The sequence below is a fragment of the Sulfurovum xiamenensis genome (assembly GCF_030347995.1).
GTDB lineage: Bacteria > Campylobacterota > Campylobacteria > Campylobacterales > Sulfurovaceae > Sulfurovum > Sulfurovum xiamenensis.
The window spans coordinates 204,889-227,018 of sequence record NZ_JAQIBC010000003.1 but is presented as its reverse complement, the minus strand read 5'-3'; the positions used below and the strand labels follow the sequence as shown (position 1 = coordinate 227,018).

The 22,130-nt window shown below is 40.8% G+C and carries 28 protein-coding genes; 6 read left to right on the top strand and 22 right to left on the bottom strand.

What is annotated here, in order from left to right:
• Positions 1-12: 12 nt before the first annotated feature.
• Positions 13-606 carry an ATP-dependent zinc protease family protein gene (locus tag PF327_RS06770; RefSeq protein ID WP_081501850.1) on the bottom strand — a complete coding sequence of 198 codons (594 nt, stop codon included), beginning with the start codon at positions 604-606 and terminating at the stop codon, positions 13-15.
• A gap of 93 nt (positions 607-699) precedes the next feature.
• Entirely contained in the window at positions 700-1,446 is a 747-nt protein-coding gene (gene truC, locus PF327_RS06765; protein ID WP_289401835.1) for a tRNA pseudouridine(65) synthase TruC, read from the bottom strand.
• Positions 1,447-1,507: 61 nt separating this feature from the next.
• Between truC and smpB the strand changes: the two genes are divergently transcribed.
• Entirely contained in the window at positions 1,508-1,969 is a 462-nt protein-coding gene (smpB, locus tag PF327_RS06760; protein WP_008245476.1) for an SsrA-binding protein SmpB, read from the top strand.
• A gap of 7 nt (positions 1,970-1,976) precedes the next feature.
• Positions 1,977-2,459: a HugZ family pyridoxamine 5'-phosphate oxidase gene (locus tag PF327_RS06755; protein ID WP_289401834.1), complete on the top strand. Its 483-nt coding sequence runs from the start codon at positions 1,977-1,979 to the stop codon at positions 2,457-2,459.
• Here PF327_RS06755 and PF327_RS06750 read toward each other — a convergent pair whose 3' ends face one another.
• The 18 genes from PF327_RS06750 to PF327_RS06665 all read right to left on the bottom strand — a co-directional run bounded on the left by PF327_RS06750 (position 2,460) and on the right by PF327_RS06665 (position 15,968).
• Positions 2,460-3,383 carry a hypothetical protein gene (locus tag PF327_RS06750; RefSeq protein ID WP_289401833.1) on the bottom strand — a complete coding sequence of 308 codons (924 nt, stop codon included), beginning with the start codon at positions 3,381-3,383 and terminating at the stop codon, positions 2,460-2,462. It abuts the gene before it with no gap.
• A gap of 7 nt (positions 3,384-3,390) precedes the next feature.
• A complete protein-coding gene (locus tag PF327_RS06745; protein ID WP_289401832.1) occupies positions 3,391-3,954 on the bottom strand; it encodes a hypothetical protein in 564 nt (187 codons plus the stop codon).
• Positions 3,955-4,136: 182 nt separating this feature from the next.
• Positions 4,137-4,496 carry a 50S ribosomal protein L19 gene (rplS, locus tag PF327_RS06740; RefSeq protein ID WP_008245481.1) on the bottom strand — a complete coding sequence of 120 codons (360 nt, stop codon included), beginning with the start codon at positions 4,494-4,496 and terminating at the stop codon, positions 4,137-4,139.
• Positions 4,486-5,181, bottom strand: a complete 696-nt coding sequence (gene trmD / locus PF327_RS06735; RefSeq protein ID WP_008245483.1) for a tRNA (guanosine(37)-N1)-methyltransferase TrmD — start codon at positions 5,179-5,181, stop codon at positions 4,486-4,488. The genes rplS and trmD overlap by 11 nt, the downstream gene beginning before the upstream one ends.
• Positions 5,182-5,185: 4 nt before the next feature.
• Positions 5,186-5,713, bottom strand: a complete 528-nt coding sequence (rimM, locus tag PF327_RS06730) for a ribosome maturation factor RimM (RefSeq protein ID WP_289401831.1) — start codon at positions 5,711-5,713, stop codon at positions 5,186-5,188.
• 6 nt (positions 5,714-5,719) lie between these two features.
• Positions 5,720-5,962 carry a KH domain-containing protein gene (locus PF327_RS06725; RefSeq protein ID WP_008245486.1) on the bottom strand — a complete coding sequence of 81 codons (243 nt, stop codon included), beginning with the start codon at positions 5,960-5,962 and terminating at the stop codon, positions 5,720-5,722.
• 5 nt (positions 5,963-5,967) lie between these two features.
• Positions 5,968-6,198 carry a 30S ribosomal protein S16 gene (gene rpsP / locus PF327_RS06720; protein ID WP_008245488.1) on the bottom strand — a complete coding sequence of 77 codons (231 nt, stop codon included), beginning with the start codon at positions 6,196-6,198 and terminating at the stop codon, positions 5,968-5,970.
• Between the two features lie 236 nt (positions 6,199-6,434).
• Positions 6,435-7,790, bottom strand: a complete 1,356-nt coding sequence (ffh, locus tag PF327_RS06715) for a signal recognition particle protein (protein WP_008245490.1) — start codon at positions 7,788-7,790, stop codon at positions 6,435-6,437.
• 57 nt (positions 7,791-7,847) lie between these two features.
• Complete coding sequence (locus tag PF327_RS06710) at positions 7,848-8,585, bottom strand: RluA family pseudouridine synthase (RefSeq protein WP_008245491.1); 738 nt, start codon at positions 8,583-8,585, stop codon at positions 7,848-7,850.
• Positions 8,572-8,865, bottom strand: a complete 294-nt coding sequence (locus PF327_RS06705; protein ID WP_008245492.1) for a DUF167 domain-containing protein — start codon at positions 8,863-8,865, stop codon at positions 8,572-8,574. Before PF327_RS06705 ends, PF327_RS06710 begins: the two co-directional genes overlap by 14 nt.
• Positions 8,855-10,024, bottom strand: a complete 1,170-nt coding sequence (gene waaA, locus PF327_RS06700; protein WP_289401830.1) for a lipid IV(A) 3-deoxy-D-manno-octulosonic acid transferase — start codon at positions 10,022-10,024, stop codon at positions 8,855-8,857. Before waaA ends, PF327_RS06705 begins: the two co-directional genes overlap by 11 nt.
• Positions 10,025-10,034: 10 nt before the next feature.
• Positions 10,035-10,754 carry a zinc ribbon domain-containing protein gene (locus PF327_RS06695; protein WP_008245494.1) on the bottom strand — a complete coding sequence of 240 codons (720 nt, stop codon included), beginning with the start codon at positions 10,752-10,754 and terminating at the stop codon, positions 10,035-10,037.
• Between the two features lie 61 nt (positions 10,755-10,815).
• Complete coding sequence (locus tag PF327_RS06690) at positions 10,816-11,544, bottom strand: Nif3-like dinuclear metal center hexameric protein (RefSeq protein WP_289401829.1); 729 nt, start codon at positions 11,542-11,544, stop codon at positions 10,816-10,818.
• Position 11,545: 1 nt separating this feature from the next.
• Complete coding sequence (purE, locus tag PF327_RS06685; protein ID WP_289401828.1) at positions 11,546-12,046, bottom strand: 5-(carboxyamino)imidazole ribonucleotide mutase; 501 nt, start codon at positions 12,044-12,046, stop codon at positions 11,546-11,548.
• On the bottom strand, positions 12,034-13,194 hold the full coding sequence (locus PF327_RS06680; protein WP_289401827.1) for a 5-(carboxyamino)imidazole ribonucleotide synthase: 1,161 nt from the start codon (positions 13,192-13,194) through the stop codon (positions 12,034-12,036). The genes purE (PF327_RS06685) and PF327_RS06680 overlap by 13 nt, the downstream gene beginning before the upstream one ends.
• A gap of 3 nt (positions 13,195-13,197) precedes the next feature.
• Positions 13,198-14,091, bottom strand: a complete 894-nt coding sequence (glyQ, locus tag PF327_RS06675) for a glycine--tRNA ligase subunit alpha (RefSeq protein ID WP_289401826.1) — start codon at positions 14,089-14,091, stop codon at positions 13,198-13,200.
• A 24-nt stretch (positions 14,092-14,115) separates the two neighbouring features.
• Positions 14,116-14,610, bottom strand: coding sequence for a 5-(carboxyamino)imidazole ribonucleotide mutase (gene purE / locus PF327_RS06670; protein WP_248576281.1), 495 nt, complete (start codon positions 14,608-14,610; stop codon positions 14,116-14,118).
• Positions 14,607-15,968, bottom strand: a complete 1,362-nt coding sequence (locus PF327_RS06665) for a peptidase U32 family protein (RefSeq protein WP_289401825.1) — start codon at positions 15,966-15,968, stop codon at positions 14,607-14,609. Before PF327_RS06665 ends, purE (PF327_RS06670) begins: the two co-directional genes overlap by 4 nt.
• Positions 15,969-16,093: 125 nt before the next feature.
• Here PF327_RS06665 and PF327_RS06660 point away from each other — a divergent pair, with 125 nt between their 5' ends.
• The 4 genes from PF327_RS06660 to PF327_RS06645 all read left to right on the top strand — a co-directional run bounded on the left by PF327_RS06660 (position 16,094) and on the right by PF327_RS06645 (position 20,131).
• Positions 16,094-16,873 carry a histidinol-phosphatase gene (locus PF327_RS06660; protein WP_289401824.1) on the top strand — a complete coding sequence of 260 codons (780 nt, stop codon included), beginning with the start codon at positions 16,094-16,096 and terminating at the stop codon, positions 16,871-16,873.
• Between the two features lie 69 nt (positions 16,874-16,942).
• Positions 16,943-18,370 (top strand): type I glutamate--ammonia ligase, encoded by a 1,428-nt coding sequence (glnA, locus tag PF327_RS06655; RefSeq protein WP_289401823.1) that lies wholly within the window; start codon positions 16,943-16,945, stop codon positions 18,368-18,370.
• A gap of 287 nt (positions 18,371-18,657) precedes the next feature.
• Entirely contained in the window at positions 18,658-19,377 is a 720-nt protein-coding gene (locus tag PF327_RS06650; RefSeq protein ID WP_289401822.1) for a methyltransferase family protein, read from the top strand.
• Positions 19,378-19,537: 160 nt separating this feature from the next.
• Complete coding sequence (locus PF327_RS06645) at positions 19,538-20,131, top strand: DUF459 domain-containing protein (protein ID WP_289401821.1); 594 nt, start codon at positions 19,538-19,540, stop codon at positions 20,129-20,131.
• A 77-nt stretch (positions 20,132-20,208) separates the two neighbouring features.
• On the opposite strand, the gene PF327_RS06640 is transcribed toward PF327_RS06645, so the two are convergent.
• Positions 20,209-21,516 carry a cation:proton antiporter gene (locus tag PF327_RS06640; protein ID WP_289401820.1) on the bottom strand — a complete coding sequence of 436 codons (1,308 nt, stop codon included), beginning with the start codon at positions 21,514-21,516 and terminating at the stop codon, positions 20,209-20,211.
• Positions 21,509-22,129: a DsbA family protein gene (locus tag PF327_RS06635; protein ID WP_289401818.1), complete on the bottom strand. Its 621-nt coding sequence runs from the start codon at positions 22,127-22,129 to the stop codon at positions 21,509-21,511. The genes PF327_RS06640 and PF327_RS06635 overlap by 8 nt, the downstream gene beginning before the upstream one ends.
• Between the last annotated feature and the right edge of the window lies 1 nt (position 22,130).

Below are 22,130 nucleotides of genomic sequence, written 5' to 3'. Positions count from 1 at the left end.
GTATTTTCCTTCTTATTTGGGTAAAGACATAGGTTTAAATTGATATTTTTTTGCAACATCAACCATAAAAAAATCGCGTAAGAAATTACGTCCTATAAGGACAGGGTATTTATACTCATCTCTATCATTCAAGTTCACAGAGATGAGCTGGGATACATCACCAAGTATAATACGCATCTTGACAACATAACGATCTTGTGACTCTGCCCCATGACGCTTGATCTGTACTGTTTTGATGACTTTTCTTTCGATCGTGTACTCTTTTTCCCCCGACACACAGACAAACCGTACCCACTGTTTTCCATCACGTTCAAAAGGTGTGATGTTACGTGCATCGATAGATGTTGTTTTTGCACCTGTGTCAATACGTGCTTTGAGTACCAGGTTTGGAGGTACCAGTCGAACATACTCCAATGCTCCGATAATGATTTTAGAGTCTGGTTTTTCGGTATTGAGATTGACATAAGTACTCTTTTCTTCTACTGCAATTGCTGTATCCTCTTGTGCTTCAATAAAAGATACACTACTAAACAAAAATAAAAATAGTACAGTGTAATACCATCTTCTTGGTAAAATCATTCTATGCTCCACATATGAAATATTCATATCATTATACCATAGAAGAAGCTACAATGGTGATATTTTCATATGAGTAAAAGTGCCCACGACCACCTTATAATCCATGGGTATATACAGACCCTAATAAACAATCTTCTCCCAGTCAAATGCGTTGAATAGTTTCTGCCAAGTATCATCCAGTGAGGCATTGATGACTAATTTTTCTTGATGTATGGGATGGATAAAAGAGATCCTGTATGCATGCAACAGAAGCCTATGACATGTATATTTTTCACGAAAAAGTGTATTGTGCTCTCCTCTCCCATGTTTTGTATCTCCGATAATAGGGTGAAAGATATGTTTCATATGGCGTCGGAGCTGGTGTTTTCTTCCCGTTTTGGGAAGAAGTTTTACCAAAGAGTAACGGGCAACAGGGTAACGGCTTACAGCAAAAGGCAACTCTATTGTAGCCAAACGTTCATACGCTGTTTTCGCCTCCTGTGTCTCTTTAGTGATCCCCTGTTTCTTCTGCGCTTTGGTATCTAACATTTGTTTGAGCGGATAATCTATCAGTGATGTCTCTTCGGTAAAACCGCGTACGACAGCCAAGTACTCTTTATCTACCTGAGAGGCGCGAAAAAGCAGGGACATCGTCTGGGCTATTTGAGGGTCCAGTGCAAAAAGCAATACCCCCGAGGTCGGTTTATCCAAACGATGGACAGGATAGACATACTGCCCTATCTGGTCACGCACCAGTTGCAGTGCGAACTGCGTTTCATGTTTGTCTATGGGTGACTTGTGTACAAGCAGACCCGATGGTTTATTGATCGCAACCAAATATTCATCTTGATAGAGTATTTCCAAGGGGTGTGTTTCTACATTATCCATAGTGAATTATATGATATAATTCTACAAAGTATAGATAGAACCCTCTACACAAAGGACCGATTTGGCTATCAACATCATCGCACAAAACAAAAAAGCCCGGCACGATTATGAGATACTTGAGAAGTTTGAAGCTGGCATTGTACTCTCAGGTGCTGAAGTCAAAGCACTGCGTGCCAAACGTGCGAACCTTGCAGATGCTTTTTGCCGATTCATCCAGGGTGAACTGCATCTTATGAATGCCCACATCGCCCACCTTGAAACAGCAAGCAAATATTTTACCCCGGATACACGTGCACCACGAAAACTGCTTTTACATAAAAAAGAGTTGGAAAAACTCTATGTCAAAGTACATAAAGACGGCCTGACCATCGTACCGCTTATGATCTATTTCAATGAACGTAACATTGCCAAAGTGAGCATCGCGATAGCCAAAGGTAAAAAACTGCATGACAAACGTGCCGACATGAAAGAAAAAACACTCAAACGTGAAGCCCAGCAGGCGATGAAAAACAGGAGTTACTGACCCCGGTATGAAAACCCTGACAGAACTATTGGCCGGATTTCAGAGTGTGGTCCTGGGAACACTGGGCAGCAATGGCTACCCTTTCTCCTCTTATGCACCTTTTTACTATGATGGGGAGGAGGTCTATATCTTCATATCAAACCTTGCCACACATGCAAAAAATATACAGTCCACACCCCGGGCTTCTGCACTCTTTGTCGAAGATGAGAGCAAGAGTGAAAATATCTTTGCAAGAAAACGTATCTCGCTGCAGTGCGATGTCACATCTGTTTCCAGGGAGGATGAAAGATTTAACACGATTATGGAAAATTTTAAAGATAAATTCGATGCCCCTATCGTCACCATGCTGATGGGAATGAAAGACTTTAACCTTTATGCCCTTAAGCCCATTTACGGAGAAGCAACCTTTGGCTTCGGGGAAGCCTATCATATAGGTGGAGAGAAGATGAATACACTTGTGATACGAAGAGGGGACAAAGGTCACAAATAGTTACCTCTTTTTCTTTTTTCGTCCTTGCAGAATGATCTCACGAGCAGAAAGATAACTTTTCTTCTTCTTTTGCACTCTTTTTTGGCGTGTATCCAAAAGTTTGGTATGCAAATTTGGATGAAGTGTCCTATTTTGTTTTATCTTGCACCAGACTGATATCTGTTCTACACTTATAAAATGATCTATATACTCTTGTATCTTTTTCACCAACCATTTTAAAAAACCTTTGACAGGTATATGAAATACCTTTTCTATAGTATGCTCCAGCCAACCAAATAAAAATATAAAAAATGTATAGACTCTGCGTACCCCCTTGGCTAAAAATGGTACCTTTTCCATCCAAGCGAGCAGCCACGAGAATAGTATGACTTCAACAATGGGAGCAAGCCAGCTTCCCCATAAGTAATCTGTAAAAAAATAGGTAATGGCTGTACCAACTTTTAAAGATAATGCCAGTAAAAAGCTCCATACTTTGGCTAAAAAGACTTTTAGTGCCAGCATTACACCCATGGACTTGGCTATGAAACCCAAAGATCCAAGAAAAGCAAAAATAGTTATCATTTTTTTCACTAAAGGAAAGTTCTGAAAATTCTTTTTTGCATGTCTCACAAACCTATTGATATCATCAGAAATATGATCCCAAAAATGTGTTTTGACATTACCCATGATCACTTTTTCCACCACATAGCGTTTACCTAATCCAGTAGCTGAGAGTATGGCAAGTTTCTTAAGAAAAAGTTTCAGAATGAATTTTCCCTTTACAAGAAAAAATGCAGCCAACAACGCAATAAAATTTTTCTTTACAAATAATACGATCCTCAAAAATAACGCTATAAGAAAGGTACGACTCTCCTCCATGCCTAATAATACAATGACAGTGACAATAGTTAAGGGGATCACCCATAAAAGAAGCCGTTTTTGCATCTTCGAACTATTTTCTCAATAACGCTTTAAGTGTTTTGTAAAGCTGTTTTATCTTCTCTATAAAAAGGCTTTTACCTGAAAAATATTTTTCTTTGAATGCTTTTATACGCATCTTGATCTGTAGCAAATATGCCATGGTTTTCTGATGCATTTCACTAGACTTTATCCAGTCGATCACTTTCATGATCCACTCATACACCCATTTAAACCATCCAAACTGCATAAGCTTATCTTCTGTGATCCTAAAGAGCCAAAAGGTAAATGCTGCAATAGGGATCTTGGAGATATATAGCACCAATCCCAAAAGCATCTGTCCACTCACAAATAACATTCCTGCATAAATACCAAATGCTTCCACTATGGCAAATAAGAGTATAAAAATAACAAGGATCATGGAAGGGTTTAAGTGTTCCAATTTCACTTCTATCCGCTGAAGTATTTTAAGCGCGTGGATCGCTTCATAGATAGGCTTTGCAATCCCCTCCCAGATCAACTCTTCAAAGATAATATATGTAACGACAAGTAAGAGCTGTAAAAGTAAAATAAGTTTGTGTTGTATGGCTGATAACATTATGGGATATCCCTCAATAAATTTTAAAATATTATAGCGATTAAAGATGATTTTTGTATTTGTATAAGAAAGTTTGGATTTATTTTTAATTGATTGTAGATTTGTAGGTTGTGATGAAGGAGCTTACGTCAGTAAGTGACTGAGTCAGCCCCTGCAAAGATGCAATGAAGCAGAAAGAAAGATTACTTTCTTCTAAGCTCTTTAATTCTTGCTGCTTTACCTTTAAGCTCTCTAAGATAGAACAACTTAGCTCTTCTAACTCTACCTCTTCTAAGTACTTCGATACTCTCGATAGAGTCTGAGTAAATTGGGAAGATTCTCTCAACACCCACAGAGTTCGCACCCATTTTTCTTACGTTGAACGTTCTACCAGTTCCTTGACCTCTGATCGCGATACAAAGACCTTCGTAGTTCTGTACTCTTGTCTTTTCACCTTCCTTAATTCTTACAGCTACTCTTACTGTATCACCTGCTCTGAATTCTGGAATATTTTTGTTTTCAACTTGTGCTTGCTCGAAGCTTTCAATGTATTTATTTCTCATGTGTTATACCTTTTTTGTATAAGTCTGGCCTAAAATACTTTGTTTTACACAAAGCAAGCCCTCTTTTTAAGTCCGTGATTTTACTATGATTACCCTTTAGGAATTCTGAAACTACTTCATTGTTTTCATAATTCTTGGGTTTCGTAAAAGAAGGCGCTTCCAAAAGTGATGCTTCAAAACTCTCTACACTTAAAGAGTCACTGTTACCTAATACACCTTCAACATTACGACTCACCGCATCACAAACCACCATACTTGCTAGTTCTCCGCCTGTCAGGATAAAGTCTCCTATGGAAAAGAGTTCATCTGCCTGCACTTCTATCACACGTTCATCGATGCCTTCATAACGTCCGCTCACCAGTACCACATGCTCTTTCTTTGCTAAACGCCTTGCATCGTTTTGTGTAAAAGGTTTTGCCACCGGGGAGACAAACACTACATGTGCTTTTGGGGATACCTCTTTGATCTTATTAAGCGTATCCATCAAGGGTTGAGGTGTCATAAGCATACCTGCACCTCCACCTATCATGGGTGCATCGACGCGTTTATGTTTATCTGTGGTGAAATCACGCGGATTGTAAAAATCGATAGAGATCTTTTCATCCTCAATAGCACGCTTCAAGATGCTTTCAGAGAAATACCCTTTGATAAGCTCCGGGAAAAGTGTGACAAAAGAGAAATGCATCGTGTCAACTCGCCTCTAAAATGTCTTTGGCATCTTTCGTATAGACGATCTTCTCTTCTGTATCGACTTTAATAATGTAACGTTCTATGTACGGAAGTAAGAAGTGTTTAGATAACCCTGCTTCCACCAAAACAGTATCCGTTTTTACAGAAAGGTAGTCTGTCTCAGCCATACGTTGGATATCCTCTACCACACCCAACACTTCATCATCCTGTTTGACGCTGCATCCGATCACATCAAACCAAAAGTATTGACCTTCATCCAGTTCACAATTCTCTTTCGTTTGTGCTTCATTAGTATAGAGTTTTGCATTGGTCAGTTTTTTGGCAGAATCCACACTTTCGTATCCTCTGAAACGGATCGTACCGCGTTTGTGATTGATATCAGAAATCGTAAGCTCTCCACGATCACTTTTATAGGTCTGGCCTACTTTAAATTGTTCTGGAAAATCTGTATGAAGATGAAATTTAAGGTCACCCCAAAGTCCGATGGTCCGCCCTATTTGAGCGATAAAAAAGTTGTCATTGGACATGGATTGTTACTTTGAAGCTTTAACATTTACGCGGTAGTTTTTACCGCCTTTTGCTTTACAGCCGGAGATGACTGTCTTAATAGCATTGATCATTCTTCCCTCTTTACCGATAAGTTTACCTATATCTTCACTGTTCGCAAAGATAGTGATCTCATCGAAACCCTCATCAACCTCTGATATCTCTATAGAGATATCTTCAGGGTTGTTTACCAAAAGCTTGGTATATGAGAGCAGGAAATCTTTAACCATTCAGACTATTTTTTACCTGCTAGTCTTTTTACTGTTGGGCTCATTTGTGCACCAACACTTAACCAGTAGTTCAATCTCTCTTCGTCAAGTGTAAGATCTTTGTTTACACTTACCGGGTTATAGTGACCGATTGATTCGATCCAACCACCGTCTCTTCTTTTTCTGCTGTCTGTTACTACGATTCTGTAAAATGGCTTTTTCTTTCTACCCATTCTTGTCATTCTGATCACTGTCATTTTGTATCCTTTGTTTTTTTCATTTGTTGTAATGCCTATCTCGAGGAAAAGGTATGCATTCTCGTTACAAGTACTGACAACTGTTTTTTAATGACTAAAACACTCATCAACACTTCGTAAATTCTTTTTGGAACGCGATTCTACCATAAAAATTATAAATATTTTATTAAACGTTATGGTATGCTCACGTATAAAGGTAGGCATTGTAGTTGATTCATACAGAAGCCTAGTATACCTTAGCGTGGGCCACCTGGGAAACCGCCGCCCTGCATTTTTGCCATCATGTCCTGCATCTGCTTCATGCCACCTTTCCCGGATAACTTTTTCGCCATCTTTGCTGCATTTTTAAACTGCTTCAGTACACGGTTCACCTGTACCTGATCAAGTCCGGCACCTGCTGCCAAACGTCTCTTACGCGTATTGGTAAGAAGATCCGGATCTTCTCTCTCTTTAGGTGTCATAGAAGAGACCATTGCTTTGATCATTTTGATCTCATCAGAGTTCTCCAGGTCCATATCACCTATCTGTTTTGCCATATTCCCCATACCAGGGATCATTCCCATAATGGACTTCATGCTTCCAAGCTTTTTCATCTGTTCCATTTGTGCGAGGAAATCATTGAAATTGAACTGACCTTTTTTGATCTTCTGTGTGAATCTTTTTGCCTCTTTAGGGTCGATGGCAGCTGCTGCTTTTTCTGCCAATGATTCCACATCTCCTGCACCCATCAGACGGCTTACGATCCTGTCTGAAATGAACTGCTCAAGATCCGGCATCTTTTCACCTGCACCGATGAAACGAAGCGGAACACCTACCTGCTCTGTAAGCCCAAGTGCAACACCACCTTTAGAGTCACCATCAAACTTGGAAAGTACCACACCGGTGATCCCTATCTTCTCTTTAAACGTTTGTGCTGTTCTGACCGCATCCTGACCTGTCATCGCATCAGCCACATAGAAAAGTTCATCTGGTTCTGCTACCTTCTTCACCTCTGCCAGCTCATCCATCAGCTCTTCATCGATAGCCAAACGTCCCGCGGTATCTATAAGCACCACATCATAAAGCTCTTTCTCTGCCTTTGCAAGACCCTGTTTAACGATCTCGACAGGTGTGGCATTCTCATCCGCTACCAATTCTACTTCGATCTGTGAAGTGATCTGTCTGAGTTGTTCAACCGCTGCAAGTCTCTGAAGGTCGGCTGCAATGACCATCACCTTTTTCTTTTTCTGTTCTTTAAGGAAATAGGCCAATTTACCCGTCGTCGTTGTTTTACCAGACCCTTGTAGACCTATCATCAGAACCACAGTTGGCGGTTTAGAAGCAAAAGTGAAACCTTTAGGTGCACCCTCTATCGTTAAAATATCGGTAAGTTTAGTTTGCAGTGCTTTGAGGAAGTTGTCTTTACCTACACCGTTTTGCTTGGTCTCAAGCTCTACGCTCGAAATGAGCTCTTTCACTACTTTATGGTGAACATCTGCTTTTAACAGTGATTTCTTAAGTTCAGCAGTAGCTTTTTTAAGTGCTTTTTCATCATCATGAAAACGAATTTTGCCTATGGCATTTTTAAAACTGTCGGTTAAAGTATCAAACATTTCTTACCTTATTTTTTCTCTTTTTTCTCTATATAATGTTGCGATTTTATCGAAGATTTACTTATATCTCGCGATGTCTTTGGGCTCTGCAGCATTGAACTCATAGTCCAGTAATTTCATTTTAGCAGAGTGTAAAAGGATACGTTTTGATTGCGTACGGCTCCCATACTGCTCATCCCCTACAATAGGATGTCCTATATGTGCAAGATGTACACGGATCTGGTGTGTTCTTCCCGTCGTGATCTCTATATGGACTTTGGATTTTTTACCCTGGATCTCTTCGGGTTTGACCACAGTATGTGCTTTTTTACCGCGTACCGGGTCTATCATAGAGAAGGCTTTCCCTTTTTTTACCGTAAAGATAGGTTCGTCTATCTCCACCTTTTCATACAGTACACCCTCGACCCATGCCACATAATGTTTTTCCACTTTACGGTTCTTGAACTCTTTAATGGCACGTTCTATGAATTCCCTGTTCTTTCCTAAGAGCAGTACACCCGATGTATCTCTGTCAAGTCTGTGAAGAAGTTCCGCACCTGCTATGGAATCCTGGATCTCATAGCTGTCCACCTGTGCCGGTTTGTTCACGGCAATGATATCTTCATCTTCGTAGAGTATCTCTATATCCTCAGGATACTCTATACGGAAGACCGTATCTGTGCGTATCTCCGCTCTGGCGATCTTTACTTTTTTATCTTCCACATAGACCAGTCCTCTGTCTATCAGTTCTTTTGCTTTGTTGTTTGAAATACCCTTTGCCATTGCAAGGACTTTATATGCTTTATCTGTAGCCATTTTCTTCTATCCAATCTTTAAATTTATCATTCAGTGGGAATGCCACTATTTTTATCTTGCTATGTTGCCCTGTTTTAAAAAGTATATCACTTTTTGAAACTTTAAAACTTTTTGCAAGAAATTTTACTAACTCTTTGTTTGCTGCACCTTCTACTGCTGGTGCTTTGATCCGTATCTTGATGGCATCATTATCGTACACTTCACAAAATTCGTTCTTACTGGCATTGGGTTGTGCCTTGATCCGTAAACTGACGGTGTCATCTTCTATATTATAAAACACGCTCTAAGCTCTCAGTGATACGTGTGATGTCACTCTTGCTTTTTATCTTGGTGGGTTTAAGCAATCCATGCTGCAGCAATCTTCTTGAAAGATTGGATGCCTCTACAACTGCGATACCCTCAATGGCATCAAAAATATCTTTTTGGTTGAAGTAGTGTTCTCCTGAGATGATCTTACAACCAAACTGTGCTGCCTCTGCCGCATTATGCCCGCCTATAGGTTCAAATGCCCCGCCAAGTATCACAATGTCACTGACGGCATACAGATTGACCAGTTCTCCCAGAACATCGACTAAGATCATATCAGAGCCCAGCACTTCATTTTGGGAATAACGCTGTGCCGTGAACTGATACCTGTCAGCATACGCTTCCATCATTTTAGCCACTTTGTCAAAACGTTCCGGATGGCGCGGTACCAAAAGCATAACGGCTTCAGGATGTTCCTTTTTCAATGCGACAAAGGCATCCATGATCAGTGCCTCTTCCCCCTCATGTGTACTCGCCCCACAGACAACCAGACTGGAAGGTTTTTGGATTTCTTTGGTGACAGCAGGCAAATGTGCCAGCTTAATATTACCCGTAACCACTACATTCTTTGCGCCTAGAGACTCCAAACGCTCTTTATCTTTGGCTGTTTGTGCGTACACTTCATCGATGTGCTTAAAGATCTCTCTGTAGAGCCACCCTATCTTTTTGTACCTGGGGAAAGACCTGTCACTCATACGTGCATTGATCAGTAAGGTTTTAGCCCCTCTGCGCTGCGCCAGTGTAAAAAGAAGATACCAAAACTCCGCTTCCATCACTACCAATGCCTTTTGCGGTTTCAGCCAGCGAAAAAGCAGAGGTTCAAAAGGCAGATATCTGCTCTCTTGCGTATACTCCTCTATCACTTTAAAGCCCGTATGCGTGGTTGTACTCATACGCAGACTCTCTTGAGGTAGACTCTCCACTAAAGATCTGATGGCTTTTGCTTCTCCGAAACTGCAAGAGTGAAACCAGATACCGTCAGGTTTTAAAGGCTTGTTGTTCCGTAAGAAAAATCTTGCGGGCAGCGAATCTTTATACTTGGTTTTAAAAGAGAATAATGCTAAAAGAGGAAGGGCAAGTAGATAGAGGAAAAAAGAGAGAACACTATAGAGAAAAAAGAAAAGTTTCTCCATAGTACATCGCTTATGCTTCTTCCGTAACACTCTCTATATAGAGAATTCTACCACAGTGTGGACAATTACAGATCTCCTCTGCTTTGATCACTTCTGAATACGTTTTGTCATTGAGCTTCATATAACATCCGTAACATGCCTGTTTCTTCACAGGAACCACTGCGGTGTTCCCTGCCCAAATACGGATCTTCTCATAAAATGCAAGTACTTTCTGTTCAAGATCTCTACTGAGTTTTTCTCTCTCAACAAAAAGTTCACCCTTGTTTTTTTCGATCTCTGCTTTTTCTACAGACACCACTTCATTGACCGCTTCTGCTTCTGCAGCCAATGCTTCTACTTTTGCCTTCGCTTCTTCTACAAGCAATGCTGTCGTTTCATTGATCTTCTGGAGTCTTTCGATCTCTTCATTGGCAAAAGTCATCTTCTCTTTGGCGATATCTTCTTCCAAAGAGAGTGCTTTCATCTCTTTTTCTGTAGTGATATCTTTAGATTTTTTAGCATTTGAAGCCAATTGTTCATTCAGCATGGTAAGCTGCTCTTCAAATGTTTTTACTTTTGCATCATTTTCAACGATACTTGCATTGAGTGTATCAAGTTCTTCCTGTGCAGCATTGATCTTCTTTTCTACTTTTGCAACTTTTTTATTTGCTGCTTCAAGCTGCGGAGTATAACTGTCTATAGCCTTGTCAATTTTTGAAAGCTCGATGAGCTCTTTTAGATGTTTGTTCAATCTCTGTCCTTTTGGCGTTTAACGGTTCTCAATGATTATTTTGAGAGGTTTGTCCCATACTTTATATTGTTTCAATATGAAATGGGTTTTTTGAATTTGAAATTATAGCTAAAAGAGGTAAAACTTTCAACTCATCCAAAATGATCTCTGCAAAAAACTTTTCACTCTCATAGTGTCCGATGTCTACCATCATCAAATCTTCACTCATGGCTTTCATCGCATCATGATATTTTATATCTCCAGTCAAAAAACAGTCAGCTTCAACCTCATCCATAAGTGAAGCCCCTGCCCCTGTGGTCAAAGCGATAGAGCTTATCTTCTCTTTTTTCCCTATGACTTTGAGTGTAGGAAGGTTCAGTTTCTCTTTTAAAAGAGTTAAGAGTTCTTTATAGTGCCACTCACCCTTTGCCACACAGACAAATGGATCTTGTGACGCGACTTGAAATCCTAAGATCTTTTCAAACACATATCTGTTCAAATGTGTCTGGTCAAAATTGGTATGTAAAGCAATAAGAGAGTGCCTCTTCAGTATCATCTTTTCAATAAGGTTCGATGGGTACTTGGCAAAATCAAGCTGTGTCATTTTACTAAAGATCAGAGGGTGATGTACGACAAAAAGTGTATCGACCTCTGCACTTTCTATCATCTCTTCATCGATGTCCAGTGCTACCACTATCTGGGATACTTCTCTGGACATATCACCAACGATCAGTCCCGAGTTATCCCACTTTTCTTGAAGTTCAAAGGGACTGATCCTATCTAGATGGTTATATATCTCTTGCAGTTTCATGCTAAACTCTCTGGGATTGTACTCTTTTTGACTTCTCCATCACTTGCTCTGCAAGACCTTGTTTATAGGCGATGATCTCTTCTCTGGTCTCTTCACAGGCCGTTGAAACGATCTGCGCTGCAAGTATCCCTGCATTCTTGGCACCATTGAGTGCCACAGTAGCCACAGGTACTCCTCCAGGCATCTGCAGTATGGAGAGCACGGAATCCCATCCGTCAATGGAGTTGCTTGATTTTACAGGTACACCGATGACCGGTAATGGAGACATGGAAGCTATCATACCCGGCAGGTGTGCAGCACCCCCTGCTCCGGCAATGATGACTTGGATCCCACGTTTATGCGCATTGGCAGAAAACTCAAAAAGTTTTTCCGGTGTTCTATGTGCCGAGACGATGTCCAGCTCATAACCTACATTGAACTGCTCTAACATATTGGCAGCCTCTTGCATAACAGGAAGATCAGAATCTGATCCCATAACGATACTCACCACTACTTTTCCCATGATTTCACCTTTAGTATATTTTTTACTTGATCTGCTTTTTTGAATGCATGCTCAACACTGTCCGATAAGACAGTGACATGTCCCATCTTTCTTGAAGGTCTTGTACTTTTCTTACCATACAGATGGATCTTGACCCCATCTATTGCTAAACACTCACTAAAACCTTCATAATAGACCGGACCTTCATACCCTGCTTCGCCCAAAAGGTTCAACATCACTGAGGCACTGGTCAGTTTTGTACTTCCTAAAGGCAGATCAAGTATCGCACGGAGTAGCTGTTCTAGTTGGGAGGTTACCACACTGTCTATCGTATGGTGTCCACTGTTGTGTGGTCGTGGAGCCACTTCATTAATGAGTATCTGGCCTTGTTTGTCTATAAAGAACTCGATCGCCAACAGCCCGACCATATCCAACTTTTCGATAATATCTATGGCCAATGCCTCTGCAGTTTGTGCCTCTTCTTGCGTAATATTTGCAGGACAAAAGATCTCTTCAACCAGGTTTGTCTCATCGTTGAACGTCATCTCTACAGCAGGGAAACAACGTACTTCTCCTGCACTGTTTCTTGCAGCGATCACAGCAATTTCTTTATCGATATCCACTTTTTGCTCTATCACTGAAGTACCATCTAAAAGTGTTTTTTCACTACTATGGATGAGTGATACACCGCGTCCGTCATATCCGCCTTTTCGTAACTTTTGCACAAAAGGATAGGCAAGTTTTCCTGTTTGGAGAGCTTCAGTTATCTCCTCTTCATTTTCACAACAGATAAAAGAAGAGGTTGGCAGTGCATGCTTTGCATAGAACTCTTTTTGCAATCCTTTATCTTGAATGAGTGCCAAGATATCAGGGTCTGGAACGATTTTCAGTCCTTCAGATTTAAGCTTTTGCAATGCTTCAATATTGACATTTTCAAGTTCAAAAGTCAGGATATCTACACGCTTTCCAAATTCATAGACGGTGTCAAAGTCGTTAAAGTCACCTTTCACATAGACTGAAGCCACATTACGTGCGGAACATCCTTCATCCGGGTCAAGTACATAGGTGGAAATATCCCATTTGCTAGCCTCTTGAATCAGCATCTTGCCAAGCTGTCCGCCGGCAATGACCCCCATTTTTAAATTTGAAGTTACCAGTTTTTCGATCACTGCTTAGCCTCTCACACGTGCATTACGTTCTTGCTCTTGCACTTTATAAAGCTTTGCACACCCTATGGAGAGTTCTCTTACTTTTAAAATATAGTTCTGTCTCTGTGCCTGGGAGATCGCTTTTCTTGCATCGAGGACATTAAAAGCATGTGAAGCGATCATACATTGGTCATAGGCTGGCAAAGGCAAACCTGCCTCAAGGCATACTTCACACTCATTGGAAGCATCTTCAAAATGTTGGAACAGCTTCTCTACATTGGCGACTTCAAAGTGATACTTGGAAAATTCATACTCTGTCTCTTTATGGACATCACCATACGTGGTGACACTCTCTCCCATACGGTTCCACACCAGATCATACACGGAGTCCACCCCTTGCAGATACATAGCAAGTCTCTCTGTCCCATAGGTGATCTCTACTGCTACAGGGTCACAAGCGATACCACCGACCTGTTGGAAGTAGGTAAACTGTGTGACTTCCATACCATCAAGCCATACTTCCCAACCAAGACCCCAGGCACCCAAGGTCGGAGACTCCCAGTTGTCTTCTACAAAGCGGATATCATGCTCTTTCAGATTCAACCCCAGGTACTCCAAAGACTTCAAATAAAGCTCTTGAATATTGTCAGGGCTGGGCTTGATCAGTGCTTGAAACTGATAATAGGCACCAAGACGGTTTGGATTTTCCCCATAACGTCCATCTGTCGGACGGCGTGAAGGGGCCACATACGCAGCCGACCAAGGCTGCGAGTCCAGACTTCTCAGCAGTGTAGCAGGGTGGAATGTCCCTGCACCTGAAGGAATGTCATAGGGCTGTACGATATTGCACCCCTGATCTGCCCAGAATTGTTGTAATTTGAGGAGGAGTTCGCTAAATGTAATGGCGTTGTTGTTCATCTATATTTCTACCTAGTTTTAATTTTACAGTATCGTTTCAATCTCTGAAGAATCAAGTTCTACTTTTTTTGCTTTGCTGATGCGGTCTTCTTGGAGTTTCACTCTAAGTTCATCATCTTGCAGGGCCATGATCTGTATAGCCAGATACGCAGCATTGACCGCACCTGATTTACCTATGGCAAGTGTCCCTACCGGCATTCCTGCTGTCATCATCACTGTCGAAAGGAGTGCATCTTCACCCTTCAGAGCCCCACTTTCCATAGGTACACCAAGTACCGGCTTGCTTGTAGCTGCTGCTAATGCACCCGCAAGGTGTGCTGCCATCCCTGATGCTGCTATGTAGACCTGCGCACCTTTAGCTTCTGATTCTTTGACATACTGCATCGTTCTTTCAAGACTTCTGTGTGCTGAAGAGATGACAAGCTCATACGGTACACCGAATTTTTTCAGTGTCTCAGAACACTCGGACATCACACTGTAGTCACTTTTACTTTCCATTACGATCGATACAAATTTCATTTTATATCCTTACTTGTTGGTTTGACTGCTTGTTCCTGCTTCATAGGTGTTGAGCTCTCCGTTAAGCCCTTGTTCTCCAATGCTTCCGCGATCTCACGTCTTAATATAGTATACCCAGGCAATTTAGTAGGTAAAAGAATATTGTTCAAATCACCCGAGTGAATACACTCAAACTCCTTGCCTGATTCAGAGCGCATTTTTTTGAATGTCAGCCAGTACTTTCCGTCGATCTCTTCTATCTTGCCTATATCATTGTCTACCATCTCGACAGTCGCATCTAAAGGCAAAACGATCTCTACACTGTCACCTACACACGTCTTATCTTTACACTTCCATGTCAAACCATCTTCCAAGACAAGTCCCGCGACTTGGTGGGTACCATACTGTATAGAAAACTCGTTCGATTCTGTCTCCGTTCTATCAAAAGGCCGTGAAAGCAGATAAGCATCTGTAAACCCACGATTCTGTGTAGTGTTGAGTTCGGCTTGATAGCGTGCGGCATCAAAATCATTGGCATAAAAATCATCGATCGCATGACGATAGGCTTTGGTAACCACAGCTGCATAGTAAGGAGATTTCGTACGTCCTTCTATCTTCAGTGAGTCAATGACACCTGACTTGAGTATCTCATCGATATGTGATGCCATATTCATATCTTTGGCATTCATGATATAGGTACCGATCCCCTCTTCTTCATCCAGCCTGAATGTGGTTCCCGATTCCGGATTATGTGCATACACTTCATAAGGGAAACGGCAGTCATTGGCACAAGATCCACGGTTAGGCACACGCCCTGTCTGCAGTGAAGAGATAAGACAGCGTCCCGAGTAGGCAAAACACATCGAACCATGCACAAATATCTCCAATTCCAAGTCAGGTAGATGATGTTTAATGGCTTCACAATCTTTCAGACTGATTTCACGTGCGACAATGATACGCTTCACCCCAAGGTCATAATAGACCTCAGCATCCATAGCATTCATCACATTGGCCTGTGTAGAGAGGTGAATAGGAATGTCCGGTGCAATCCGATTTGCTATCTTTACCACACCAGGGCTAGAGACGATCAGTGCATCAGGTTTAAGCTCAGCGATCTTGGCAATGTGATTTTCATAGAGCTTCATTTGTGAATTAAAAGGAAACGAGTTCACCGTAGAGTAGACTTTTTTGCCACGGGCATGGGCATAGGCTATTCCTTCAGCATAGGATTCCATGTCGAACTCTTTGCCTGAACGGATACGCAGTGAAAAGGTACTGGTACCCCCATATACGGCATCTGCCCCATAGTTCAGAGCGATCTTCATCTTCTCTAGGTTACCTGCTGGTGCTAAAAGTTCTACTTTATTTTGATCTGTCATTTTATTCCTGAAATACAATCCCCGCCATTCTCCGGTTGTATAGAAAAATGACGAATACCATGAAAATATGTCTCTTATTCTACCCTATTAGTGGTAAAAAACAGTTTTTATGCTAAAATCCGCCTATGAGAATAGATATACATAATCACACAACACGTTGTAACCATGCTGAAGGTACAGTGGATGAATACATCCAAAAAGCCATTGAATTGGGCATAGATATTTATGGGTTTTCTGAACATGCACCTATGGATTTTGATCCCCACTATCGTCTCGCTTTTGAAGAGATGCAAGCATATACAGATGATATTTTAGGTGCCAAAGAGCGCTATAAAGATGATATCAATATCTTGTTCGGTTATGAAGTGGATTACCTTCCAGGACACATGGATGATCGTGTTTTACATGCAAAAGTAGACTACCTGATAGGCTCTGTACACTTCATAGATAAGTGGAGTTTTGACAACCCCGAATTCATCGCAGGATGGAAAAACAAAGATATAGATGAGATATGGCAGGCCTATTTTGAAGCCACGGAAGCCATGGCAAGATCCGGGAAGTTTGACATCGTAGGGCACCTTGATCTTATCAAGGTCTTTAAATTCCTTCCAAAAAAAGATGTCAGACTCTTGGCAAAAGATGCCCTTCATGCGATCAAGAGATCAAACATGGTGTTAGAAGTGAATACTGCAGGTCTTCGCAAACCTATAGGTGAACTTTACCCTTCAAGAGAATTACTCGAAGAAGCGTATGCACATGATATCCCTATTACTTTCTCTTCAGATGCCCATTCAGTTGAGCAAGTAGGGTTCGGTTATGATCTGGCAACAACACTTGTAAAAGAAGTCGGATATACAAAAGCTGCTACTTTTGAAGGGCGAGATCGACAATTGGTTATTTTTTAAGCACAAACACTGATATAACTAATTGATTTATGGATACAATATAGAAAATTTTTATTTAGGAGTAGTTACATGGGTAAATTTGTTAACAACACAGATGAGTTTTACAAATATTGCGAAGAGAATGAGGTAGAGTTTGTAGACTTTAGATTTACAGACATTAAAGGTGCATGGCATCATATTACATATAGAATGAGTGCTGTTGAAGCTTCTATGATTGATTCAGGTCTTCCGTTTGATGGTTCATCGATCGACGCTTGGCAGCCGATTGAAAAATCAGATATGATACTTAAACCAGATGTGGAGACTGCATTTTTAGATCCATTTACTGCTGACAGTACGATCATTGTTATCTGTGATGTTTATGATATTTACAAAAATGAGCTTTACGCTAAATGTCCAAGATCTATCGCGAAGAAGACACTTGCTCACATGGAAGAAATTGGTGTAGGTGATGCAGCATACTTCGGTCCTGAGAATGAATTCTTCATCTTCGATGATGTAAAATTTAGAGATGATGTAAACTCTTCTTATTTCAGAGTAGATTCTCAAGAAGGTGCTTGGAGTAGAGATACAGAGTATGAAGGTGGTAACATGGGTCACAGACCAGGTACCAAAGGTGGATATTTCCCTGTAATGCCTACAGACTCTATGGTAGACCTAAGAGCTGAAATGATGTTACTTCTTGAAGAAGTAGGTCTTGAAGTAATGCTTGGACACCATGAAGTTGCACAGGCACAGGGTGAGATCGGTGTCAAATTCGGTACACTGATCGAAGCTGCAGATAACGTTCAAAAGTACAAGTATGTTGTAAAAATGGTTGCACACCTTAACGGTAAAACAGCAACATTCATGCCTAAACCACTTGTAGGTGACAACGGTAACGGTATGCACGTACACCAATCTATCTGGAAAAACGGTAAAAACCTCTTCTACAAAGAAGGTGAATATGGAAACCTCTCTGAGACAGCACTTCACTACCTTGGTGGTATCTTCAAGCATGCTAGAGCAGTATCTGCATTTACAAACCCAAGTACAAACTCTTACAAGAGACTACTTCCAGGATTTGAAGCACCATCTATCTTGACTTACTCAAGCCAAAACAGATCAGCAGCTTGTCGTATCCCTTATGGTGCGGGTGAGATGGCAACAAGAATCGAGACTAGATTCCCAGATTCTACAGCTTGCCCTTACCTTGCATTCTCTGCATTGATGTTGGCAGGACTTGACGGGATCAAGAACAAAGATATTCCAGCTGGTCCAATGGATATCGACCTGTTTGAACTTAGCCTTGATGAGATCAGAGAGAAGAATATTGCTCAAATGCCTCACACACTCAGAGAAGCACTTGAAGGTCTTATCGCTGATAATGACTTCTTGAAGCCAGTATTTACTCAAGAGTTTATCGACACATACCAACACTACCAGTTTGAAAGACAAGTTTGGCCAGATGAAGGTAGACCAACAGCATACGAGTTCATCTCAACTTACTCTTGCTAATTTTTCCTTTCGGGCTTCTGCCCGAGAGACACCTCTTTTTCTTCAAAGCCTATCTAGACATTTCATTTTTTAAACCCTTTTGAGTTTATAGTTTTCATTATAAAATCTTCCATTATAGAATATATTTTATAAGGTTTTTAATCGAAGGTATATTTTTTGTATCAAGAGACTTTTGTGATATACTCTTAAGATTGATATACCCAATAGGTGGGTGCTTTATGCCTCTAATAAGCACATGTTTATCATAAGCCACTCAATGAAATTTTGGCTTGTTTTGGAGTAAAAAAATGACATCGAACACTGTTGATCCAACCACAAATCAAGCCCCAAGCCCTCGCCTATGGTTTGCTTTGATATTCGTATACCTCTTCATCCCGTTGATTCTCCTGGTCTGCGGAGGAGATTTTAGCTGGTGGCAAGCCTGGATCTATGCCGTTCTGATTTTTCTTTCCGGTATTGGCGGTCGATTTTTGGCAGAAAAGCGGCATCCGGGAATTCTGGTAGAACGGGCTACCTCTGAAAGGACTCTGAATGCAAAACCATGGGATAAAGTACTTTCCCCACTGATGGCGATAAGTCTCACATTCCCCATTGTCATCGTTGCAGGACTTGATCACCGCTATGGATGGACACCTCTGTTTTCCACATGGCTTCACATCCTCGGTCTCATTCTCATTGCACTTGGGTACACATTCGCCGCATGGGCTTTAATAGAGAACCGTTTTTTCTCTAGTACGGTACATATCCAAAAGGATCGTGGACATTCGGTCTGCGATAGCGGTCCTTACCGTATCGTACGTCATCCAGGCTATGCCGGAAACCTTCTGGCACTCCCAGGTATCATCATGGCCTTGAACTCCATATGGACCCTTATCCCTATAGTGGTGGCATTGATCATAGCTGTCATACGAACCACACTTGAGGATAACACTCTTCAGAAAGAGCTACCAGGGTATCAAGATTATACAAAACGTGTACACTATCGCTTATTCCCAGGAATCTACTGAGAATATCTAATAGATCATTAAGAGAAACCTATTAATGTTAACGCAATCTTTACTTCAAAACCTTATAAACTATATAATTTTATGGAATTATTACTTCAAACTTTAATCAATAATTTTTGCTATACTCTTCATAAAAAATATCAAATATTAAAGGTTGAAAATGAGAGATGTTCGTATATGCTATGTTGGAGACTCTTTTGTTAATGGTACAGGAGATCCCACTAAACTTGGATGGACAGGAAGACTAAGTCAAAATTCTCAAAACAACAATCTAGATATTACACATTATAATCTTGGTATTCGAAGAGAGGCATCAGGAGATATATTAAAAAGATGGGAAGCAGAATGTCACGCTAGATTACCAGAAGTTTCAGAGAATAAAGTTGTTTTTTCGTTTGGTGTGAATGATACAGTTATGGAAAATGGACAAAAAAGAGTTTCATTGGAAAATAGTATTGAAAACGCTAAAACTATATTAGTACATGCCTCAAAAAAATATGATGTCATCATGATAGGTATGCCTCCAATTGATGATGAAGAACAAAACAAGATGATTAAAGAGTTAGATATTGAATATCAAGCTTTGTGTAATGCATTAGAAATCCCATACCTTTCCGTATTTGAAAAATTAGCCAATGATCAAATATGGAAAAATGAAGTTTTATCCAATGATGGTGCCCACCCAAGAGATAAAGGTTATGAAATATTGGCAAATCATATCAAAAATTGGAGTGGTTGGTGGTTTAAAACATAACAAATGCATCAATCCCTTATTACATATAACTTTATAAAGGATTCCACATTGTTCTTTATCTAGAAAAGTATATAGAACTAGTGCGTAAACAACTTCTTCTCTTCCGCTTTCCTAAAGAAAGTAAAATAGGCCCAAAGTGTTGTACCATAGCCAAAGATAGAGAGCATAACGACACCTGTAGTTACCACTTCAAAAAGTTCTTTATACGCAAATGATGCAGGGATCATATGGACAAGGATGATAGAAAGAGCCCCTTTCATTCCAGAGAAGGTCAATATGAACCATCCCTCAAACCCCACAGGCTTGATCTGTTCCAGTTTACTGCCCCAAAACGCAAATTTTGCCATAGATATCGCACGGATCAATGTGGTAATGATGAACATGGCGAATATCTCTACTTTATACTCCCAGAACTTCTCAAGACTTACCATCTCTGCCAGTACAAAGAAGATCATGACTGCCGCGATATATCCAAACTCTTTGGCCATCTCATAGATATACTCCATGCGTTCAGAAGTCGTCGAGTCAATCCCATGCAGACGAAGCTTCTGTAAAAAAGTTTTGCTCTTTTTAGCTTCCTCGTCATCTAATCTCTTCATATCCATATCGATCCAAGCCTTAGTTGCGATGATTGCCGTGATCAAAGTCAAGATACCACTGACATGAAAATGCTCAGCTACCACATAGGCAAGATACGCTTCGATGATAAAAACAAAAAGCTCTCCTCGCTTATCCTCTATCAGTTTCATCATCATATAGAAGAGATATCCAAAACCTATCCCGATCCCTATACTCACAGCGAACACACGAAGTGCATCCAAGGTCGCTTCTCCTGCATCTATTGTACCGCTCATCATCCAGGGAAGTCCTATGAAGAAGAAAGCGATGACTGCAGTGGCATCGTTACCCAAAGATTCACCCTCGATCAACACTTTGATATCATGCCCGATCCCTTTAAATCGGGAAAGCACCGACTGCACACTCACTGCATCGGTAGCCATATTGATCGCAAAAAGTGAGACATAGGCACCAAGGGTAAGCCCCTCAAAGATCCCGAAGTAGTACATACTCGCTCCGGCTGTAATAGAGAGAGCCACTGCAACCACTGCCAGATAGAAGATACTCCAGCCGTGTTTTTTAATGTCACTAAAATGCAGATGCAAAGCATCCCCCATAAAGATAAGAGGGATACAAAATAGAATGATCGTATCAAAATAGTGTGGAAGGTCTATCGGTACAGCTATGGGTACATACATATAGATCAAATATGAACCTATAAGCAGTAAAAATACTGAAGGTATTTTCAATCTGTTGGCCAAGGCATCTGAAAACACGACAAGCCCCAGTATAGTGATAAGTATGATCTCCGGTGCGAAACTATGCATATGAATCCTCCAATAACTTTTTCATCTCTTGTAAACTTCTATAACCTTTTTGACATACCATATGTCCCTCTTCATCTATAACAACCACCGAAGGAAATGCATTGGCTCCCATAGAACGTGCTTTTGCGAAATCGTGCTCCATAAGAAGCTGTGCTCTGTCACTTTCAAAGAACGTTCGAAATGCACTTTCATCTGACTTTGACCCATGCAATAAACGTAGTAAGACCTCTGAATTTGTAATATCTTCGGTTCTGGTATAAAATGCTTCTTGTATCGTATGCAGATAGTCAAAAGCACTTTGCATACCAAATAATTCTCTTACGGCTATCACTGCCTTACATGCAGTATAGGTATCGTAGTCAAAATACTCTTTTTCAAATAAACCCTCTGAAAACACTTGTCCTGTTCTTTGTGAGACTTGTTTCCAGTGTCCCTTGAGATACTCCTTTGAACTCTCATTCCAAGGCATTTCACCTTGAGTACGTAAGCCACCTAAGACCAATGAGAACAGATACTTGTCATTCAATTTCGTACGTAACTCCTCTATCACAGGTGCAAATCCCCAACACCATGAGCACATGGGGTCAAGCACAAAGATCAGCTCTTTTTGCATG

Excerpts from the sequence above, each read along its gene's own strand:
- PF327_RS06650 (WP_289401822.1), top strand. The coding sequence starts at position 18,658 with ATGACATCGAACACTGTTGATCCAACCACAAATCAAGCCCCAAGCCCT.
- PF327_RS06725 (WP_008245486.1), bottom strand. The coding sequence starts at position 5,962 with ATGGTTAAAGATTTCCTGCTCTCATATACCAAGCTTTTGGTAAACAAC.
- PF327_RS06755 (WP_289401834.1), top strand. The coding sequence starts at position 1,977 with ATGAAAACCCTGACAGAACTATTGGCCGGATTTCAGAGTGTGGTCCTG.
- PF327_RS06710 (WP_008245491.1), bottom strand. The coding sequence starts at position 8,585 with ATGGCTACAGATAAAGCATATAAAGTCCTTGCAATGGCAAAGGGTATT.
- PF327_RS06665 (WP_289401825.1), bottom strand. The coding sequence starts at position 15,968 with ATGACAGATCAAAATAAAGTAGAACTTTTAGCACCAGCAGGTAACCTA.
- rimM (WP_289401831.1), bottom strand. The coding sequence starts at position 5,713 with ATGTCCAATGACAACTTTTTTATCGCTCAAATAGGGCGGACCATCGGA.
- truC (WP_289401835.1), bottom strand. The coding sequence starts at position 1,446 with ATGGATAATGTAGAAACACACCCCTTGGAAATACTCTATCAAGATGAA.
- glyQ (WP_289401826.1), bottom strand. The coding sequence starts at position 14,091 with ATGAACAACAACGCCATTACATTTAGCGAACTCCTCCTCAAATTACAA.
- PF327_RS06745 (WP_289401832.1), bottom strand. The coding sequence starts at position 3,954 with ATGTTATCAGCCATACAACACAAACTTATTTTACTTTTACAGCTCTTA.
- ffh (WP_008245490.1), bottom strand. The coding sequence starts at position 7,790 with ATGTTTGATACTTTAACCGACAGTTTTAAAAATGCCATAGGCAAAATT.
- purE (WP_248576281.1), bottom strand. The coding sequence starts at position 14,610 with ATGAAATTTGTATCGATCGTAATGGAAAGTAAAAGTGACTACAGTGTG.
- trmD (WP_008245483.1), bottom strand. The coding sequence starts at position 5,181 with ATGCATTTCTCTTTTGTCACACTTTTCCCGGAGCTTATCAAAGGGTAT.
- purE (WP_289401828.1), bottom strand. The coding sequence starts at position 12,046 with ATGGGAAAAGTAGTGGTGAGTATCGTTATGGGATCAGATTCTGATCTT.
- PF327_RS06640 (WP_289401820.1), bottom strand. The coding sequence starts at position 21,516 with ATGCATAGTTTCGCACCGGAGATCATACTTATCACTATACTGGGGCTT.
- PF327_RS06690 (WP_289401829.1), bottom strand. The coding sequence starts at position 11,544 with ATGAAACTGCAAGAGATATATAACCATCTAGATAGGATCAGTCCCTTT.
- PF327_RS06660 (WP_289401824.1), top strand. The coding sequence starts at position 16,094 with ATGAGAATAGATATACATAATCACACAACACGTTGTAACCATGCTGAA.
- waaA (WP_289401830.1), bottom strand. The coding sequence starts at position 10,024 with ATGGAGAAACTTTTCTTTTTTCTCTATAGTGTTCTCTCTTTTTTCCTC.
- rpsP (WP_008245488.1), bottom strand. The coding sequence starts at position 6,198 with ATGACAGTGATCAGAATGACAAGAATGGGTAGAAAGAAAAAGCCATTT.
- PF327_RS06750 (WP_289401833.1), bottom strand. The coding sequence starts at position 3,383 with ATGCAAAAACGGCTTCTTTTATGGGTGATCCCCTTAACTATTGTCACT.
- rplS (WP_008245481.1), bottom strand. The coding sequence starts at position 4,496 with ATGAGAAATAAATACATTGAAAGCTTCGAGCAAGCACAAGTTGAAAAC.
- PF327_RS06770 (WP_081501850.1), bottom strand. The coding sequence starts at position 606 with ATGAATATTTCATATGTGGAGCATAGAATGATTTTACCAAGAAGATGG.
- PF327_RS06645 (WP_289401821.1), top strand. The coding sequence starts at position 19,538 with ATGAGAGATGTTCGTATATGCTATGTTGGAGACTCTTTTGTTAATGGT.
- PF327_RS06635 (WP_289401818.1), bottom strand. The coding sequence starts at position 22,129 with ATGCAAAAAGAGCTGATCTTTGTGCTTGACCCCATGTGCTCATGGTGT.
- glnA (WP_289401823.1), top strand. The coding sequence starts at position 16,943 with ATGGGTAAATTTGTTAACAACACAGATGAGTTTTACAAATATTGCGAA.